Here is a 19,553-nt window from a genome sequence, read left to right on the forward strand (position 1 = left end):
ATGCCTGTTATTACCAAAGTGTAACTTTGCGGTACATTCTTACGGTATTGGGCAAAATTCAAGATTACATTACAACATCTTTTAAAGAACTGTTACAGTTTCTTGGCAGCACAAGTTTTTCTAAATCCGTGCTTACGGTAATTGCCGTAGTAACACCATTGGCAATTGGTATTGTAACAGGATATGCAGAGATTGGTGTTGCTATTTGTTTTGGTGCTTTTTGGTGTAACCCCAGTGATGTTAACGGTAGTCTTAAGCATAAGGTATACGGTATTTTATTTTCTGCTGCCTTGGTTATGATCGTTAGTTTTATTGGCGGTTATGTTCATTACTCCAATTGGCTTTCTTTGCTGATTTTAGGGGTAACTAGTTTTGGTATTTCTTTAATTTCATCTTACGGATTTAGAGCTTCTCTTATTAGTTTTTCAGGATTGTTGGCATTGATATTAAGCTTTGCCCATACGCCTGGGCAGTTAGAAATTTATGAATATTCTTTATTGGTAGGTCTTGGCGGACTTTGGTATTTGGCAGTATCTCTTCTTTGGTATAAAATAAATCCTAAAGGACAGACAGAAGAAATCCTATATGAAACTATAGCCAGTACCGGTAAGTTGATGAAAAAGCGAGGAAAACTTATAGATGGACTTTCTAATAGAAAAAAGCTACTAAAAAGCTTGTTCTTGATGCAGAGCGAATTGACCGAACAACACGAGACACTTCGCGAAATTCTTATTCTATCACGTAAAAATTCTGGTAGATCTGTATACAATGGTAAACGGGTACTGGTTTTGGTACAACTTATAGAAATGTTAGAGACTGCGGGTGCCAATCCGGTCAACTATACCAAAATGGATAAGCAGTTTCAAATGTATCCTAAATTTACCAAACTGTTTCAAAACCTCATATTTGAAATGGCAAAGCAATTACGGACCATTGCAAAGATTGGTAACAAGCCCAGTAAATTACCCAAACATGATAAGCTAAATGCGCGTTTTGATGAAATACGAACAAAAATAGAAGACCTAATAAAAACTAAGGATGCAAAGGCATATGAAGCATATATAATGTTTCAGAATTTTTTGGAATACCAAGAAAAGCAGTTCGATAAACTTAAACGTATAAAGTGGCTGTTAAGTGATCACGATGTTGCATCAGAAGAATTTATCGATAAGGAAATTTTAAAGCGATTCTTGATCTCTCAAGATTATAGTCCGCGCATTCTATTGCGAAACTTAAGTTTTAGGTCTACTATCTTTAGGCATTCGTTACGTATGGCAATTACTTTAATGATCGGTTTTGTACTAGGTAATTTATTCGATTTTCAAAATCCGTATTGGATTCTGCTGACCATTATCTTGATTATGAGGCCTAACTATGGTCTTACCAAGACAAGGTCTAAGGATCGTACAACCGGTACTTTAATTGGCGGTGCCATTGCTACGGTAATTGTTTATTTGGTACAAGATGTATATGTGTATGCAACCTTGGCATTGATTTCGTTTGTTATAGCACTATCCATGCTACAAAAGAATTACAAGGCATCTGCCATATATGTTACTTTAAGCATTGTGTTTATCTACGGTATTTTACAACCAGATGTAATGACGGTAATTCAATACCGAATTATTGATACGCTTTTGGGCGCCGCATTGTCCTATGTAGGATTTTTATTTTTATGGCCTAGTTGGAGCTTTGAAGAAATACAGAAAGATGTTACCAAAAGTGTTGTAGCCAATAAAGTATATCTGGCGAAAATTGCTGATTTTTATATCCACAAAGGCAATGTACCTACCAGCTATCGTTTGGCACGTAAAAATGCATTTCTAGAGACTTCTAACCTGAGTTCCGCCTTTCAGCGAATGACACAGGAACCACATTCAAAACAAAAGAACTTAAACAAGATTTATGAACTGGTAGAGTTGAACCATAACTTTTTATCCTCGTTGGCATCATTAAGTATATATATTCAACATCATACAACCACTGAAGCTTCTGAACGTTTTAACGGTATAGTAAGTAAGATTAATGAAAATCTTTCTTTTGTATTAAATTCTTTGGCCAATGTAGCTGAGAACGACAATAAATTAAATTTAGATGAGGTAGTGTTGTTTGAAGAACAATTACCAAAGTTTGAATCTGAAAACGTTAATTTAAGTAACGTAGATAATGTTGCCGTAAAGCGTAAGCACCAAGAAGAACAACTTATTTGGGAACAGTTGCGTTGGTTGTATTCTTTAAGTTCTACCATGTTAAGGTTAACATCAAGTTTATGATGTTCCTTTAGTTTTTAGTCACTAGGAATGATCCACTCTTTAGCTTCATGTATTACAATCTAGGCTTTTGAGTTAGTAAAATTGATTTTCAAAAAATTTGAGAGCGCTTTTAGAGACTTGGTTGTGTATTTTTCTACGGTTAACTGTAGCATCATCCTTAAATAGGAAAGGAGCTTCTTTTTCCAATACCAATTTAGCTTCGTTCATAAATACATAATGGCCAACTTTACCTGGTAATATTATATGTCTAGATTTTTTGATCATTTTATGATAGTGCCCCGCATTGGTTTTGACCGGTGCCCTAACGTCATTTTCTGCGCTGATGATCAAAATGGAATCATTGATTTTTGACAATTGATCTTCATATACAAAACCTTGTCCTATGGCGGGTGCCATTGCTACAAAAGCTGTAATTCTATTATCTTTCAAATGTCTAAAGGTAGTATTGCCTTCCTCAATGATTTTTGGGTTCATATATTTAGATACATCACCAAACTCAGGGGTATTAAATTCGTTTTTACCTTTGTCCGTTTTAGAAAAATTAGATAATGCCTCGTAGTCAATTTCCCCGCCGGCTAGGGCAATGGTAGTATAACCACCTAAAGAAAACCCGGCAACACCAATTTTTGAAGGGTCAATGATGTTTTTGAATTTGGAGTTATTTAAAATATGATCTAAAGTAAAGCTGACATCAAGGGGCCTGTCCCAAGCTTTTACAAAATTTTCAGGAATTTTATTGTCGTAAGTATTACCGTAGTGATCAATAGCCGCAACAACATATCCGTTAGATGCCAACTCGCTTGCTAACCAAGAATGGTTTATTCTATTACCGCCAGTACCATGAGATATTAGAATAAGTGGAAATTTATTAGCTATAAAAGCTGCGTCTTTTGAAGTAGGGGGTAATTTAAAAGGATAGTCCAAAGTTGCATTTACCTTAGTGGTATCCTTGGTAGGATACCAAATCTCGGTAATTAGCGGCCTATTTCTGGTCGCGTCTGTAATTGCTATTTTAGATTGACCTATAGCGTAAGTATGTGTCTTTAAATAAGTTTTGAAAGTTGGTGGTACATCATGGTCATTTTTACATGAAAATAGAATTAAGAACGATAGTGCTCCAAAAGCATTTAGTAGTACTTTGTAATCCATTTGTTTTTTTGGTAAAACTATCGTCATTCATTTAAAATAAAATTGACTTTTATCAATTTTATTGTTTTTTGGCTTTTAACCTACTTAGCGTTTCTTGGGTCAATCCAAGATAACTGGCAAGAACCTTGTTCGGCAACCTTGCCATCAGTTCATTTTGGTTGCTTCTAAAATCATCATATAAATGTTTGCCGCTCATTGTTATTAGTTGTTCTATTCTTTTAATATTATTGACATAAGTTGTTTCTAAAACCCTTGTATAGAACAGCCTCCAAGCAGGTATTGTGGCATTTAGTTGTATAAAATCTTTATGTGAAATATAATATAATGAGCTGGTTTCTACAGCCTGTAAATAAGAAGCACTGATATTTTGCTCTATAAAACTTGGAAAAATGGTAATAAAATTATTTTCCGTTGCAATTTGTCTTGTCCATTCTTGACCGTTATCCCTGGTACAAACCACACGAAGACAACCTATCTTAACAAAGAATAGTTTTTTACTGATTTTATTTTGTGGAATTATGATCTCATTTTTTGTTGCTTCAAAATAATGAAAACAATTTGTTACAGCATCTAAATGCTCTTTAGGTAAAGTTGTATTTTTCTCTATATATTTTTTAAAATAGTCTAACATTAGGTATGTTTTTACTATAACTTACTTTTTATCTTTCATCTCATTTGTAAGTTAGTAAATGTCATTGGTTACAAATACGGTAATTTTTTAGAATTCGTATTACTCTTTGGATATATCCAAACGCTTAAAATCTGTACTTTTAGTTTCAAGGTAAGTCCAAATTTCTGACATATTTCTTGAATTGGATAAATCATTAAAATCAGGTTGCGAAAGACAATAGGTTAGAAAGCCGTTTACGTTAGATTCTGGAATGTTAAATTGTTCCGCTATCGTTTGCTTTGAAAATTTATAAATGATTTCTTTTTCTAAAGCCATGTTTTCATCACGCTTTACCATTTCTTCAAGTGACTTGGTTCTGCCAGAGAACCTATTCATGATTTTATGGGTGTTGACCTTTACAGTCAAACCTACGTAACTCAATATCTCGTTCAATTTACCATACTCATCCATTGTTTGTAGACTAACATATTTTCCTCTATCAGCTTCTTGTAACAGCCTTTCGCTTTGGGTCATTTTGGTTACATCTGCATTTTGTAGTCCCAAAGAATAGGATGTTACGGTTGGTTCTAAATGCAATCTATCTATATCTCTGTCAATATCTCCGGTTAAATTATAGGGCGTAACTGTAACTTCATTTAGATCAATAATATTATCAATGAGTTGAATAGTTATCATGCTACTATTCATGTGAGATTTGCTAATTACTATATCTTTTGGTAGGTATTGCACTGCACGAATGCGAAGCGAGTCTTTTAATTTAACCTCAATCGAGAATAACCCCAAAGAATCTGTAATGGTAGATTTCTTAGAATTAAGATTAACGACCAGCACGTTAGATATATCATTTTTACTACTTGTAACTTTACCCTTTAATAGTATGGCATCATCTTGACCAAACCCTAAAAACGAGGTTAGTACGGCTGCAAATAAAAATATATAATGTTTTGGCAATGGCTGTGTTTGTGCTAAAAATACTACGCCGTTATTTAAAAATTTAAAAATTTAAGTTAAAATAGGAATACGTGATTTTAAATCTTTAATAGCTTATGATACTGATATTAAAGGGTTTGTTCATACAAGACTAGTCTTGTCCTACACGATAAATTGTTGCCTTGTGCTATATCAACAGTTGGTACTATAGTTTTTTCAACAACATTATATGGGAGATGAACACTATGGGAACAATGCAAGTAGGTAACATGCTATATGGAAATTCTAAAAGTGCAATATTAGGTTGTTCAAAGGCAAATTGCTGAATAGGTAAGGGGGCAGATAATATGGCAATGATAACGATGCTGGAAAGAAATAAGATCCCAATTATATTCCAAGTTTTAAAATACCTTTTGCTGATATCCTTTTTTTTTAGAAATCGATACAGCACTAATGCCAACGCTGATATTCCTATTAAAATATCAAAATTATACCCTGAAAAAGTCATTATTTTAGGAATTTGTGCATCTAGGAAAAGTTGGTACAAGCATAGTTCTACCGGAATTCTTATCATATGAATGCCTAGTAGATAGTCTGTGTTCAGTTTTTCTGTTGCCAATTTGCTTACACAAAAAACGGTAGTTATAATAGTGCCGACAATTGCCAATGGAAATAACAACGGGGTATTTTTAAATACTTCGGTAAATGATAAAAAACCTATTATTAGTTGCCAAAAAAAGATGATAAAAACTACTTGCTTATTTTTTCCCGTTCCTCTGTATAATAAGAACAAGGTCAACAGCGTAAGTATTATAAATGTGGTCTGTAGCATATAGTTACCTATTAAATTGTCTTAAGTGATGATCCGTATGTTTGTATACGAATATGCCAATTTCATCATAAGTCATTTCTCCGAAGAATGGATGGGTGAGGGGAGAATTTTCAAAATTGGTATAGTTATTTAATAAATTGATCCATTTGGCTTTTTCATTCTCAAAATCACCCGTACCGGTTATCTTGAATGCCGGATGTGTAGGTTGATTTTTCTTCATTTGCTTTTCGTTCCGTACTATACCTTTTAAAGCCGTACTACCAAACAACCTGCCTATGAACAAGCGCTTGTATTTCTTTTTACCTTGAAACAATTCTTCGCTCAATGTGCAATGTTTCAACATTTGGTAGGTATTCATTTTGCCCCATTGCGCATGGTCTTTTTCTTGCAATTTATTTATGCGCTCTATTAATTCAGAGTTGGTCTGCTTATGGAATATATTTTTCATAATCCGGTAGATTAAAAATTGATGAATATTTGTTTAACTATTACGTCAAATATATTCTTGATTTTCAACTAAAAAGTTGCCTTATGGCAAAAACGGATTTTATGATGTGATTTCTTTGCGAATACGGCTCAAGGAATATTTGGTAATACCCAAATAGGTGGCTATATGCTGTAGAGAAACGTTTTTAATTATATGTGGTTTCTCTTGTAGTAAACGTAAATAGCGTTCTTTTGCTTCATCTGCTATAAACGATACGCGTTCATTTTTAAGGCTAAAATAAGAACTGACTAGTTTTTTCCGACCTTGTTCCCTAAACGGCTCTATGCTATGAAATAGTTCTTGAAAGGTCTCAAAATCTAATTGCCAACAATTAATATCCGTCAAGGCCTGTATATTCTCTCTTGTGGGATTGCGAAGAAAAAACGACGACCAGTCTATTGCAATTTCTCCTTGACCATAAAAGTTGGTAGTAATATCATTTCCTTTCGTGTCATTTACAAAAGAACGGGCAAAGCCACTTTCAATGAACCAATAATGGTTTTCAATTTTACCTTCTTTTAACAGATATTCATTTTTTGAAAAGCTTACTTTTTTAAATTTTGGAATAATTATATCTAGCTGGCTTTTTGTAAATGTAGCGGTGGAAAATATGTTATTTAAAAAGTGCTTGGTTTGCATTTTAAGTTTGTTTTCAATGACCCTGCCGGAGTACAATTTTCAGTATCTAAGCTAAGGATAAAATAATACTCATTAGTTATCTTTTAGTTATTAATCTTAATAAGAAATTCTCTTATAGTTCATTGAACTAAACAGGCACAGCCATAGGCATAAATGAAAATTTCAAATAAGTATTAAAATAGAAGACAATAGATTATTTTGAAAACTAGTACTACTGGTCTAAAGTTTACTTTTCCATTGCTTGTAAAAGTCTTCAATTATTAATTTATCATCTGCGGACAATTCTTGTGACTTTAAAAAGTAATATACCCTACGGGCTATTAGAAAATTATCTGTTTTTAAAAGCGTGGTTAATTGTGAAGTGGTTTTGCTCGTAATTAAATTCTTTTCATTTAAAATACTTAAATAGAGATCAATTTCTTGATAGCTGAATTCAGATATCAAAGAATTTATTTTATTGATAAAGGCAGTATTTACTTTTTGGTCAGTGTGTAAAATATCGGTTAAGTATAAAATCCTATTTGCAGAGTTGGCTATAGGTAATAATTGTTCGGCACTGTATTGGTATATATTGCCTGGAGCACTATTCCAGTATCGCATACTGGCTCTCAATAGTTCAGGATTATTTCTTATTGCGTTTAAAATGGCAGTGACCGTATTATCTGAAAACTCTTTTTTTCTAGTTAATTGTTCAAGTGCAAAGAGCTGATAATCCTCTTTACTTAAAAAAGATAACAATTGCTTGGTGGAATACGAGTTTCCGGTAATATCTCTAATGTGCCGTTTTACATCTCCGTGAGCCCAATGCCATAGGGAATAGCAGGTCCAGACCGCTCCTTTTACATAAGCCGATTTTTCTAGCAAAATGGTTTCACCGGACATTGCATCTACACCTTCACTGCCTACCGTTCCTACAATTTCATCTTTATAAACGTCTTTTAGAGCAGAATTTTCATTCTTTAATATTCTATGTAATTTTTTGTAATCATCTTCGGTAAAACTTTCGCCTTCAGATTTTTCCAGAGCTACATCATCAGGTAGCACAAGTTTGCTAAAGCGTCCCAGTTCATCCCAATAAATGCGAACTACGTCTATTCTACATTGATTATCGCCACAAACTACAGATTCTACATCCATGTAAAACTCATGTGGTAATGCTTCTTCATTGGTTATTTCTACCAATGTGCAAGCAACAGGTTCAGTAAAACTGATGCCTTTATGAATAACATGTAATGCATGTTTGATCTCATCTGTAGAAATATTGTTGACCCATAGAAAAAGGCAAAAAAATGTGGCGAAATAGATGATGTGCTTCATATGTTATATCCAAGTTAACTATAACATCTTACTTCAAATAATTTGGCATGATCTGCGCCATAGGTACTTTTTAAATTTATACGGACCGCTGTGGTCTCTATGGTTTCAAAATTGAATTTGATCAAGCGGGTTCTGTTTTTATCTATACTACCTATTTTAACCCAATTACCATCTATACGAGCTTCTATATCCAAGGATTGTAGTAGTTCCTTTGGAACCTTAGTGGTATACACATCATTTTCTAAGCTATCTCTACGTAGCATTAAATTTCGTTTTACATTGGTATCACATTTTAACTCAAGCTGTGAGATATTTATACGGTCATCCCATTCAATTTGAACATGCGCAGGTAGTCCGTCAGATTGCCAGTGATGTGGTTTGTCATTGTAGTCTCTGGACCAACCATCGTTCAATAGTTGTGCATTGCCAGAAGATGTACTAGAGCCAAATATCAATGCTGCTCGTTTAACCAAATCTGTGCTGTCATTTGCAGGTCTGTTGGGAATAAATGCATCGTCCCTTATCAATTGCTCTTGTAAATCGTTAATATGTGCGTTACCTAAAATACGCGGTAGCACCTTCTTTTTTACACACAAGGCAGCCGCAGTGCCTACTGCTTGCCCTTCAAGCGCACATGTAGCCATAATTCGCGAAGAGGACAAGGCTATATGAGTCTGACTAATATTTCTGCCGGCAAATAACAGATTTGGAACATTTTTAGAATATAGGGAACGAAATGGTATTTGGTACGGCTCTTCAAAATCTTCATGAAAGTAACTGGGCGGTTCTTTAAGATTTTCAATTCCGCCAGGGTTGTGTTCATCCAAGGACCAACCGCCAAAGGCCACTGCATCTTTAAACTGTTTGTTCTTCAACAAATCTGGTTCGCTAAGGATATAATCACCAATAAACCTGCGGCTTTCTCTTTTGCCGGGTAATGAAGAAACCCAATCTAAAGCATAGTTTTCTGTTTCAGGGAATTTACCTGAGTTTTTCATATAGTCCCAAACCCCATAGGCATATCCTAAAAGTTTATGTTTGTTATCTTCAAATTCACCAATTATATCTTCATCACTACCTACCTCTACCCACCAAAAACCTAGTTCAAAAGGTTTTAACTGTCTTCCTTTATGAGATTTTTCCGCGTCATATTTAAGGGTGAAATGTGGCGGTTCAAAAGGCATAGGTCTACCCATGTCTTTTGAACCCAATAGTACGGTAGAGCCCATTTGCCAGCCATCTGCCTCTTTGGGTGCATATTTCTCGTTAAATTCAGAAGAGGCTTCTCTTCCGGTTCTATATAGTGCACCGGCGGTAGCACCTAGTAGGCCGTCACCAGAGCAGTCTATGAAAATTTCTGCTTCAATGGTAAATTCTGTTTCAGTGGTCAATTGCCAGCAATATGCGGCTTTAATTTTACCATCCTCTGACATTACGGACCTAATTGCCGTGGTATTCAATTTAAGATGAAGGTTTTCTTCTTTGGTAATAAAGTCGTAAAGAATATGGTCCCAAACAGGGTAGGAGTCTTGTGGGTTATGAAAGCGATTGTGTAAAAGTATCTCCTCTATGATACCGGTTTCCCTTTCTGGCAAACCGTTTCTTAAGTGATTTACTCCGTTAAGGTGAACACGGATTTCGCTTGAAGAATTACCGCCCAATACGGGGCGATCTTGAATTAAAACTACCTTAGAACCGTTTCTTGCAGCTGCTATTGCGGCACACATGCCTGCAGCTCCACCACCTATTACGGCAACATCATAAGTTTCCGTTTTACGTCTGTCCGGTCTTGGCTTTTTGCCCGTGCCCATTTGGTGCCATTGATTGGGGTCTGTATTTCCAAATGGTTTTTCTGTTGAAGTACCTGTACTATTTACTTTTTCCGATTCGTTGGAATATCCGGTCAGCGGTATAACACTTGCACCTAGGGTTGCTTTTACAGATTTTTCAAAAAACTTTCTTCTTTTCATTTTGAGTCAATAGGTTGAGTTGATTGTTAGTTGTTCGGTATATTTTATGAACTGTGGTTGAAAAAATATTTGGACCAATAATTAAAAAAATATTGATTTAAATAAATTGATAGGATTTCTTTTTTGTAAAATCTTAACTAGAATAATAGTTAAGCACACATTCTTTCTATATAATCCGTAGTAGTAATAATAAGAAATTTTAAATTTTCTTTTAAGGAGGGAAATTGAATTACCGTACTTGTCTAGTTTTTTATCAGAAATTTTAGCTGAATTTTTAATTTAGAATCATGTAAAACCAAGTTACAGTTGTTTTGGTTGATGTGAATTCACAAAAAACTAGTGTTAATTATTAAGATTTGGTAAAATAGTTAGAGTGTTATTTGTAAAACTGCAGGTTTGTAAGAAGGTATATGAATAATAAATGAATTGTAAGATTTAAATATCTATAATTCATTCTTTATTCTCTCGATACCTTCACGATAGGTGGTAACCTTAAAATCTGGAAATCTATTTTTAAACTTGGTAGAAATAAAAATATTATGATGTCTATACCTAGGCAGTAATTCCTGTAATTCTTTAAGTTGCGAATTAAAGAGACCGCCAATTGTAAATGCACTTTTTGGAACAACGGAGTATTTAAACGACTTTCCAAAAATTTCGGATGCCATAGCTATAAATTCCTTGTAGGTTGGTCTGGCATCATCACATGGCAAGTGCCAAGTTTGGTTATATGTATCTGGGGAGTTACCGATCAAAGCCATGGCCTTACTCGCATCCGGAGTCCAAATTAATGTTCTTAAAGTATTGTCTTTTATAAATACCTTAAGTTTCTTCTCATTTTTAATATTGTTAAAAATGATTTCGTTGGTTATACTCTGGGTTTTACCGGGACCATAAAATTCTGGAGCTCTACAGATAACAGCTTCTAACTGGCCTGATTTTATTTCTGCCAAAAGCATATTGGCAATTTCTGCCCTTACTTTTCCTTTTGGTCCAACAGGTGCAAATTTACTTTCTTCGGTTAAAGGAGTATCGTTCTGTGCATACATATAGGTATTATCAAAGAAGACTAGTTTTACTTGGTGCTTCTTGCATGCATCTATTACATTATGCATCATTGTAGAAAATTGGTCTACCCACATTTTGGTATTCATGGGCAGACCAACTGTTAGATATGTAATTTCACTCCCTTTTACGGCTTCTTCGGTTTCTTTTTTGAGAAGTAAATTAGCTGAAAAAAGTACGTCGGTATTATTAACCTTTTTAGGGTTTCTACTGACAAGCCTTATGTTAGAAGTGTACTTTTTGTTAAGTTCTTTTGCTAATTCAATTCCTATTTGACCATTGGCGCCAAGTATAGTGTGCATAAACCTTGTTATTGCTTTCTTATCCAATATTGGGTTCTTCCCAATAATGAAAACCCTAAATAACCTCTAACTTTTAACTTGTTAGGTTCTTCAAGTTCTAAGTAACACTTATATACTTTACCGTTTTCGGGATCTAGAATGGTACCATCATTATATTCATCACCATCCTTTTTTATATCCTCAATAATTACCAAGCCTCTAATTTTTTGACCTTTTTTAGCCCCTTTACAGTTTTCACAAACTTTGTCTGCATCACTTTTATAGCTATTTACTATTTTGGCAAAATAGGTGTCGTTGGTTTTATAAATTTCTATGAGTGCCTTTTTCTCATTGGTCTCGTCATCATAGGTTTCCCATTGACCTGTAATTGTTTGTCCGTAGCTGATAAAGCTTATTGTCATTACTAATAGGAAGAATAGATTTTTCATGTTTTGTGCTATTTTTTAGTTTCAATTTTACTTGTCTGTTGTCAGTTTCAGCCGAAACTCCAGAGAACAAAGATGGTAAAAAATATAGATAATCTGTCCATGAATACTATTTGTTGAAGCTATTTGCTGAAAACTTGTGGTTATTGGAACGTCGAAAATTTTTCCTTTTTAATTGCACGCCAATCTTCTTTTATAATACTGAAATATACATCATTTCTGCTCTGACCATTTTGGTCAATGTAGTTGTTTCTGAAAATGCCTTCTTTTGTGGCGCCTAATTTTAAAATAGCTTTTTGTGACCTAATATTTTCTTCATCTACACTGAACTGAATTCTTCTAAAACCTACAGTTTCAAATCCGAATTGTAAAAGCGCATATTTACAAGCATTGTTGAGCCCTGTGCCCTGAAATTTTTTTCCATACCAGGTCCAACCAATTTCACACTTCTCACTTGCACTATTAATATAACCGTATCTGGTGCTACCGGCAACTTGGTTGGTTTCTTTATCAATAACTAGAAAAGGATAGCAAATTCCGTTTTGTTTGTCCGTGGCGGTATTAAAGATATAATTGCTAAAATCTTCATCATTTTTCATGTGCATTCCCATGAACTTCCAAATAGAATCATCGAATATTATTTCTTTAAGTTCCTGGTGCCGTCTATGGTGAAAGGGTAGTAACATTACTCTTTCATTTTCTAGTTGTATATCTGTATTTAAAATAGCAACGTTCATATTATTTAAAGCATTGGATAAGCTTTAAATATAGCGTATGTGGGGCAGGAGAAGATTTTTTTAAGGTTTTATAATTTATTTCAGTGGTAATGTCAGAAAGTGAACGAGCCTTTTTAATATAGTATACCTCTCAAAACCTATATTTTTATGAAACAAACAACCAACTAATTTTTGGTTTTAGCTGTTCTTTTACTCTTTTGTTTTTGTTTAAAGAAATCTTTTTCTGCTATGTAAATGGTTTTGTTTACTTCACAAAAAATAACGGATTTTTCTTTATTGGTTAGCTGCGTTTTTTTAATTACCGTAATTTCTTTCTTTTCGGCTACTTGTTCTTTAATGTCGGAAAGTTCTTTCTCTGTAAAATTGAAATCTGCATATAGGTTTTCTTTTGCAGGTTTCTTAAAGAGTATTTCTGCAGATTTATCCCAGACTACATAGTCATTTCCCATAATGCTCAGTAGTTGAATCATAGGGATTGGGTCTACGGCAGAGAACATACTACCGCCAAAAATGGAGTTTACGTAGTTCTTGTTCTTATAACTAATGGGGATGATAATCTTTACATGCAATAGATTTTCTGAAACCTCTATTATTTTAGCGGTACTTCTTCTATACATTGGCGATAAATTAAAGCCAAGTCTAAATATGGTATTCTTCTTAAGTACTTTAGAGGCTAAAGCTTCTATTTTCTGGTAAACGGACATATGTAATTACTAATTTTTATATAACCCTAAAATCGGACTTCTTTTTTATGTTATACGTAAATTTTAGAACCCTTAAATTATATAGAGTAAGAGTCTGTATAGCAGTAACTTTTTTGTTTTCTGAACTGACTACTAGTTTATCTTTAAATGAGCGTATAAATTTAGTCCATAAATTTCCTTTAGCGTCATTTAATAAAAAGTAAAAACCAGCATCCCCAATTTTCTTACCTGATGAATTTAATATGAGTTCTCCATTTTTACCCACCTTCGGGTTCAATATAACTGTTGCATTACCATGTGGTAAAGGAAATATAGCTTTGATACAATTAACGCCGATAGGTATTTTACAAACTTCATAAACACCAGAATATACCACTTGACCAGAATTTTTGAATGTTCTCAACCAAATTGTCCGTTTTACTTCTTTTGTTTTATCATCTACTAAATTAATAATTTCACTTTTTAAAACTTCAGAGTTTTTATTGAATCCTGTAGGTATATTCAGCTGCTGAATTCGATTGCTAAATAAAATTTTTAGCAAACCTCCGAACAATTTAAAAATAGGATTCCATTTTACTACTAATTCAAAGTCATAGTTACTTGTGTTTTCGTAAAAGTCGATGACATTTTTATTTAATCTTTTATATTCTTCTTTTGATAGATTAAACTGATTAATAGATTGTAATAAACCTTTGTCAACTTGCTTATTATCTATTTTAAGATTTTCAATTTCTGCTAATTGTTCAATAAATTTTATACCAATGCCGTTAGTTTTACCGAAAGGTCCCAAAAGCCATTGGTAATCTGCAGGTCTAATTTTTTTACCAAATAGAATTACCCATTGCTGAGTAATCCAATCTTGAAAGTTTTGTTTTAAAGATGCAAATGCCATTTACTCAAATTTATTTAATTGAGCTGTGGGTATGAAATTTTGTCGCCCCTTCCATTCTCCAAATTCAGAAATTGGCTTAAAACGTAGTGTGCTAAATTCAAAATGAAAATCTTTTCTATCTCTCTCTTTCATGGCATTTAAATGTCTTTTTGGTTTAGGCATATTGCTATGGCCATGAACCATGCTGGTCATTTCTTTTTCAGTTTTCCAGATTGAAAATGTCGATACTGTATTAGGTAATTTAATAGAAGCCAAAGAAAGTAGAGTACCAGAATGGTCTCTAACCAGTTTTTCTACAGGTCTGCCCCATTTTAAAAATCTCGGTATGGCAAAAGGTTTCATTCTTGCAATGGTAACAGCGACTACCGCAGATGATTCATTCTCCAATTTTGTCTTTTCTTTCGGAATTTTGAATCCCTTAATTTTTCCCCATTCTCTCATAAATTCTAAGCGAACATGCCAACCTTTCTTTAAAATGTTACCGAATTTTTCATTTTGAAAATAGTTCTCAAGCGCCTTTTCATTTTCCCATTGTGCAAAAACGGCAACTTGAGTTATTAGAAATCTAGAAGTAGATATGATAGGTGAGCCTAATGTCATGGCAGACATATATTCAGCATGAACGAGACCTTTTGTTTTCTTATCTATTGGGTTAGTAAAAACTCCCTTAATTGCCAAAGCAAATGGTATTTTGACAAGATGATAAGAAAATATAGTCATTTTATTTATTGTTGAATACTCGTAATCAAAGCGTTAATTTGTGTTTGTCGATACTATGTTAAGTACTCAAATCCGTGTCTTCCCAGCTAATACCCTTAGAAACCATATAAGTTAATGAATGTCTTCTTTCGTGAATAACACCACCATTGCCCATCGGGTCAAAACCTGAGGGTACGGTATCACTGCCAAGCTGGGCACTTCTTACGGCATTATGCAGACAATAGAATAAGTCTTCTTTCTGCATCAATTCTTCTTCTGAAACAATAGTTTTTTCTTTTAACCATTCTACTATAATGCCATCTAATTTGCATGTATAATTACTTAAAATATCTTGCATAAGTTCGCCTGACATCATCTCACCTGTAATTTCGGGTTCTCTGTAACCAAAATACCAAGCTAAAGGCCAAGCGTTTTCAAATTTCCAGCCAATGGCGTTTCTGCCCTGTACATCATCTCTTGGTAATTCTAAGATTGCAATTTCATCTTGGGTCATGAAATCTTCAAGGTTGTTATTTTCAATAAAGCTTAAAATATGATGTTTAGGTAAACTTTCTTCAGGTACCATTAACCAAAGTACCAATGCTTTTATAGCATGCAGCCTTTGTGCAATTTCTATAGCTGGTCTTAGTTGACGGCCTAATTCTGTGGGTAAGGATATGGTAGGTTTAAAGCCCGCATTAAAGCAGATATCTAAGTTTTTTCTCCTTAAATCTGTCATCCAAGCAATATCGTTATAAGATTTTGAGTCAGATTGGTATGTTACCTTAGTTTTTTGCTCTTCTTTATCTTTTGGGCCGAACAGCTTTTTGAAAATTCCCATAGTATTATTATTGAAGTTTTATTTTCTAACGTTTATGAATATTCTTTGTTGTAGACATGTTCAAAATAGTACGTTAGGATGAATAAGAGGATGCCATTGGTATTTGGTCTTGCAACTTTTTGTAAATCGATCAACTAAACTTTTAAACAATTTTCTGGATTTAAAAATTCGCGTTCACTTTTTAAAATCAAAGTGTCTTAAGTTCTCTTTGTAGATTGAATTTTGCATTGGCCTCATACTTGTTATAAAATATATCGGTTTTAAATATTCTGTCCATTGATAAGAAATGGTGCAAAACTTTCTTACGGCCAGGTTTATAAATAAAGGAAGGGTAGATCGCATATTCCTTTCTAACATTTTTGTAGTATAGAGTGTATGTTTCCCAACTTTGACCTAAAACGGAAAGGTCGGCATCTGTAAAATAGTTAGTGTCGCTGTCGTTAGAACTAAGGTGTGATTTGGTAGCTAAAATTTGTTTTTTACATTTTTCGATAATAGCACTGCAAACAGCAACTTCTTTTAATCGTTTTACTGCAAGATTGGCACTTTTCTCTTCGTTATCTGACTTGGTTGCGTTGTATATGATGTCGTGGTAGTATAGTGTGAATAAAATAGTATCCCAGTTTTGTATTTCTTCTTTTACATCAGTCAATTGAGCTAATAAATTGTCAAGATGCTGTAATGTATGATAATGTCTTTTATTGCCTGAATAGTTTTTCTCTATTTCTGACCATAATGTATTTATCAAACTTTTATCATCGGTATATTTTGTCAGGAGTTCATTAAATTTTTCTTGCAGCATCATAGTACATTAATATTTGTCATGGCAATTATATGCACCGGCAAATCTACCCAAGAAAAATACAATTTTCATCTAAAGTCAATAGAGCTAGTAGATTAAATATAAAAGAAAGTAAAAGGCGAATAGTTATAAACAAGCAACCGGAACCGGTACTTCATTTACTTGTAATTGAAAATAGGGTAGGGCGGCTAATAGATGGTCAAAAATATCTGCCATTACATATTCCTAATTCTCCTATCTTTTGTTGGCACTAAAAGCATAAACCTCTAAAGGTATACCCTGCTGTGTTGGTGCTAATTGTCTAACCATTAAGGTCATGCCTTTATTTACCGCAGAATGACTTTCTAGGTAGTCGTTCACGTATTTTTTTAAATACCCCAATAGTGGTCAGGTTTCTGCCGTTTATGGCTAAATTCTTATTGATATTGTTTTCGGTATTTTAGGTAGTAATATACTATTTTCCATGGCGGTATATTTTAGAAGTTTGGTAGGTTTTGGATTGTAATGGTAATTTCTATTTCACTTAACTTTTTACTTGTATTAATATTTGTGACAATACCTTTAGTTTTAAATCTCTATAATTTTGAATTAACGATAGGTAGGCATCTCTTTTCTTTTCATGGTGATTAAGATAATAGGTGTCGCAAGCAGTAGTATCACATTCAATTGCTTTACCTACGGCATTTTCATATTTATATAATGCTGCTAGCATTAGGGCATTTTCCCTACGAATACGGTGTAGCTCTTGGTTCAATTTTGAGTTTTGTATGATGCTGTCTTCAATATCCAAATAGAACTCAATTTCCTTATTTAGAAACTCTAGTTCATCTGTCCAATTGTTAATTTCCAGTTTATCCTTCTTCACCATTATTCTTTTGTCAGACTCATGCGGATAAAATTGTTTTGATGTTATCATAATACCATATTTATATTCATATGCAGATTTTCTTGTTCAACTTTTTCTATAGTTAGTTTTTGTTCTCCGTATGGAAATTCCCAAATAATGGAATCTCCTTCACTATACCCTATAACCGCTGCGCCCATTGGTGTGAGTATGGATATTTTATTGTTCTTGATATCACTGTCAGTTGGCATTACCAGCTTGAATTTTTTGTACCACCCGTTTTTAGAACGTATGGTAACATGGGTATTAAAGCGTATGACGTCATTATACATCTCAGATGCATCAAGAATGATAGCGGTCTCTAATTCACCAACTAATTTTTGAACAGATTTACGTAGTGTATCATCTTTATAATAACCGGATAGGTTCATAAATCTTTTGAGTACCACGTATTCTTTTTTCTCTATAACAATATTGCCGTACTTCATTTTTTTGTTTTGTTCAGATAGTATATTATGCATTTGGCCGATTGTCATTTTAGGCGTAGCCGGAAACCAAGAATTGTTTGTTTTCAAATAATTACGACTACGCCCATTTTGGCGCTATTGGCTACATACTGTTTAAAATTATTATAGTTTTAAAATGTTTTGATTATCAAGGAAAAATACCACGTTGTACATATGCCTCTTCTAAACGTTCAATAGCTATAACAAAGGCTGCGGTACGCATGTCAACTTTTCTTTCTTTTGATGTTTTTAGAACAGTAGAGAATGATTCTTTCATTTTCTTTTCCAGTTTTTCCATCACTTCGTCTAAAGACCAAATTTCTCCATTACGGTTTTGTAACCATTCAAAATAACTACCGATCACACCGCCAGAGTTGCAAAGAATGTCCGGGATTATGTCTATACCTTTTTGTAATAAAATTTCTTCAGCGTCCACATCCGTAGGTCCGTTGGCACCTTCGGCAATTAAATAGGCTTTTACTTTATGGGCATTTTTAGCGGTAATTTGGTTGCCCAACGCTGCAGGTATACAGATATCACAGTCTAAAGAAAAGAAGTCTTTACTGTCAATTGTTCTTGCCTTTGCATAACCAAGAATGCTCCCCTTATTACCTTGGGAATATTCTTGTAATTGATCTACATCTATACCATCTTCATTTGCAATACTACCATAGGCATCCTGAACTGCCGTTAAAATAGCACCTTCGTTTACCAAGAAAAAAGCAGCCCAATACCCTACGTTACCAAAACCCTGTACAATGAATTTTTTGTCCCTTAGCTCAATATTGTTACTTTCTGCCCAAAATTTAATGGTAAGGAAAACTCCGTACCCGGTAGCTCTGTCACGACCTTTAGAGCCACCTGCACCAATAGGTTTCCCTGTAACCACGTGCATATTTGTAGATCGCTCCGCAGGAGATTTGGTAGACATATAGGTATCTAGAATCCAAGCCATGGTCTGCGGATTGGTATTTACGTCGGGTGCAGGAATATCCAATTCTGGTCCAATATTATCTCCAAGGGCGTAGGTGAACCTTCTTGTAATACGCTCTAATTCAGATATAGAATATTTATTGGGGTCTAGTTGTATTCCACCCTTTGCACCGCCATAAGGCAAACCAGCCAAAGAGGTTTTCCAGGTCATCCATATGGCCAATGCTTTTGCGGCATCTATGTCAACGGTAGGGTGATAACGTAAACCGCCCTTATATGGTCCCAATGAATTATTATGTTGTACGCGGTAACCGGTAAAAATTTCTACTTCGCCATTATCCATACGTACGGGGAAGTGAACAACAATTTCGTTATTAGTTACCTCAAGTATTTTTCTAATATTGGTGTTTAGGTCAATTATATCAGCGGCATTATCAAATTGCCGCATTACATTTTCTAGCATACCTTGTTTAGGCGCTTTTTTAGATGCTGTTTTTGCTATCATTCTATTTAGTTTAAGACTAATTTTTTATTTGATTCACTACTTGACATTTCATTGGATATCATTAAAACTG

General features: G+C 34.0%; 20 protein-coding genes and 1 pseudogene. 1 reads left to right on the forward strand and 20 read right to left on the reverse strand.

Annotated features, from left to right (window positions below):
* Nucleotides 1-26: 26 nt before the first annotated feature.
* On the forward strand, nt 27-2,273 hold the full coding sequence (locus PXC01_RS09590) for an FUSC family protein (protein ID WP_276472060.1): 2,247 nt from the start codon (nt 27-29) through the stop codon (nt 2,271-2,273).
* Nucleotides 2,274-2,345: 72 nt separating this feature from the next.
* On the opposite strand, the gene PXC01_RS09595 is transcribed toward PXC01_RS09590, so the two are convergent.
* The 20 genes and pseudogenes from PXC01_RS09595 to PXC01_RS09690 all read right to left on the reverse strand — a co-directional run bounded on the left by PXC01_RS09595 (nt 2,346) and on the right by PXC01_RS09690 (nt 19,483).
* Entirely contained in the window at nt 2,346-3,422 is a 1,077-nt protein-coding gene (locus PXC01_RS09595) for an alpha/beta hydrolase family protein (protein ID WP_276472061.1), read from the reverse strand.
* A gap of 58 nt (nt 3,423-3,480) precedes the next feature.
* On the reverse strand, nt 3,481-4,053 hold the full coding sequence (locus PXC01_RS09600; RefSeq protein WP_276472062.1) for a Crp/Fnr family transcriptional regulator: 573 nt from the start codon (nt 4,051-4,053) through the stop codon (nt 3,481-3,483).
* Between the two features lie 99 nt (nt 4,054-4,152).
* Complete coding sequence (locus PXC01_RS09605) at nt 4,153-5,004, reverse strand: carboxypeptidase-like regulatory domain-containing protein (RefSeq protein ID WP_276472063.1); 852 nt, start codon at nt 5,002-5,004, stop codon at nt 4,153-4,155.
* A 184-nt stretch (nt 5,005-5,188) separates the two neighbouring features.
* Nucleotides 5,189-5,815 carry a hypothetical protein gene (locus tag PXC01_RS09610; RefSeq protein ID WP_276472064.1) on the reverse strand — a complete coding sequence of 209 codons (627 nt, stop codon included), beginning with the start codon at nt 5,813-5,815 and terminating at the stop codon, nt 5,189-5,191.
* A 4-nt stretch (nt 5,816-5,819) separates the two neighbouring features.
* Nucleotides 5,820-6,263: a DUF1569 domain-containing protein gene (locus PXC01_RS09615; protein WP_276472065.1), complete on the reverse strand. Its 444-nt coding sequence runs from the start codon at nt 6,261-6,263 to the stop codon at nt 5,820-5,822.
* Nucleotides 6,264-6,362: 99 nt separating this feature from the next.
* Complete coding sequence (locus PXC01_RS09620; protein WP_276472066.1) at nt 6,363-6,941, reverse strand: Crp/Fnr family transcriptional regulator; 579 nt, start codon at nt 6,939-6,941, stop codon at nt 6,363-6,365.
* 219 nt (nt 6,942-7,160) lie between these two features.
* On the reverse strand, nt 7,161-8,258 hold the full coding sequence (locus PXC01_RS09625) for a hypothetical protein (RefSeq protein WP_276472067.1): 1,098 nt from the start codon (nt 8,256-8,258) through the stop codon (nt 7,161-7,163).
* Nucleotides 8,259-8,272: 14 nt separating this feature from the next.
* On the reverse strand, nt 8,273-10,228 hold the full coding sequence (locus PXC01_RS09630) for an FAD-dependent oxidoreductase (protein ID WP_276472068.1): 1,956 nt from the start codon (nt 10,226-10,228) through the stop codon (nt 8,273-8,275).
* A 443-nt stretch (nt 10,229-10,671) separates the two neighbouring features.
* Nucleotides 10,672-11,595, reverse strand: a complete 924-nt coding sequence (locus PXC01_RS09635; protein ID WP_276472069.1) for an NAD-dependent epimerase/dehydratase family protein — start codon at nt 11,593-11,595, stop codon at nt 10,672-10,674.
* 8 nt (nt 11,596-11,603) lie between these two features.
* A complete protein-coding gene (locus PXC01_RS09640; protein WP_276472070.1) occupies nt 11,604-12,023 on the reverse strand; it encodes a DUF2147 domain-containing protein in 420 nt (139 codons plus the stop codon).
* 140 nt (nt 12,024-12,163) lie between these two features.
* Nucleotides 12,164-12,757, reverse strand: coding sequence for a GNAT family N-acetyltransferase (locus tag PXC01_RS09645; protein ID WP_276472071.1), 594 nt, complete (start codon nt 12,755-12,757; stop codon nt 12,164-12,166).
* A 164-nt stretch (nt 12,758-12,921) separates the two neighbouring features.
* Nucleotides 12,922-13,461 carry a DUF4442 domain-containing protein gene (locus PXC01_RS09650; RefSeq protein WP_276472072.1) on the reverse strand — a complete coding sequence of 180 codons (540 nt, stop codon included), beginning with the start codon at nt 13,459-13,461 and terminating at the stop codon, nt 12,922-12,924.
* Between the two features lie 16 nt (nt 13,462-13,477).
* The gene (locus tag PXC01_RS09655) at nt 13,478-14,353 is read right to left on the reverse strand and encodes a hypothetical protein (protein WP_276472073.1); all 876 of its coding nucleotides are present in this window, start codon (nt 14,351-14,353) and stop codon (nt 13,478-13,480) included.
* On the reverse strand, nt 14,354-15,073 hold the full coding sequence (locus PXC01_RS09660) for a hypothetical protein (RefSeq protein ID WP_276472074.1): 720 nt from the start codon (nt 15,071-15,073) through the stop codon (nt 14,354-14,356).
* A gap of 58 nt (nt 15,074-15,131) precedes the next feature.
* Nucleotides 15,132-15,893, reverse strand: coding sequence for a DUF4272 domain-containing protein (locus PXC01_RS09665; RefSeq protein WP_276472075.1), 762 nt, complete (start codon nt 15,891-15,893; stop codon nt 15,132-15,134).
* Between the two features lie 187 nt (nt 15,894-16,080).
* Nucleotides 16,081-16,698, reverse strand: coding sequence for an HD domain-containing protein (locus PXC01_RS09670; RefSeq protein ID WP_276472076.1), 618 nt, complete (start codon nt 16,696-16,698; stop codon nt 16,081-16,083).
* Between the two features lie 123 nt (nt 16,699-16,821).
* Nucleotides 16,822-17,134 (reverse strand): annotated as a pseudogene (locus tag PXC01_RS18450) (mechanosensitive ion channel family protein); the annotation flags it as partial.
* Nucleotides 17,135-17,218: 84 nt separating this feature from the next.
* A complete protein-coding gene (locus tag PXC01_RS09680; RefSeq protein WP_276472077.1) occupies nt 17,219-17,611 on the reverse strand; it encodes a hypothetical protein in 393 nt (130 codons plus the stop codon).
* Nucleotides 17,608-18,060 (reverse strand): GreA/GreB family elongation factor, encoded by a 453-nt coding sequence (locus PXC01_RS09685; RefSeq protein WP_338089462.1) that lies wholly within the window; start codon nt 18,058-18,060, stop codon nt 17,608-17,610. The genes PXC01_RS09680 and PXC01_RS09685 overlap by 4 nt, the downstream gene beginning before the upstream one ends.
* A 133-nt stretch (nt 18,061-18,193) precedes the next feature.
* Nucleotides 18,194-19,483: a Glu/Leu/Phe/Val family dehydrogenase gene (locus tag PXC01_RS09690; protein WP_276472078.1), complete on the reverse strand. Its 1,290-nt coding sequence runs from the start codon at nt 19,481-19,483 to the stop codon at nt 18,194-18,196.
* Between the last annotated feature and the right edge of the window lie 70 nt (nt 19,484-19,553).

Origin of the sequence: Maribacter huludaoensis (assembly GCF_029350945.1) — a bacterium.
GTDB classification, from domain to species: domain Bacteria; phylum Bacteroidota; class Bacteroidia; order Flavobacteriales; family Flavobacteriaceae; genus Maribacter; species Maribacter huludaoensis.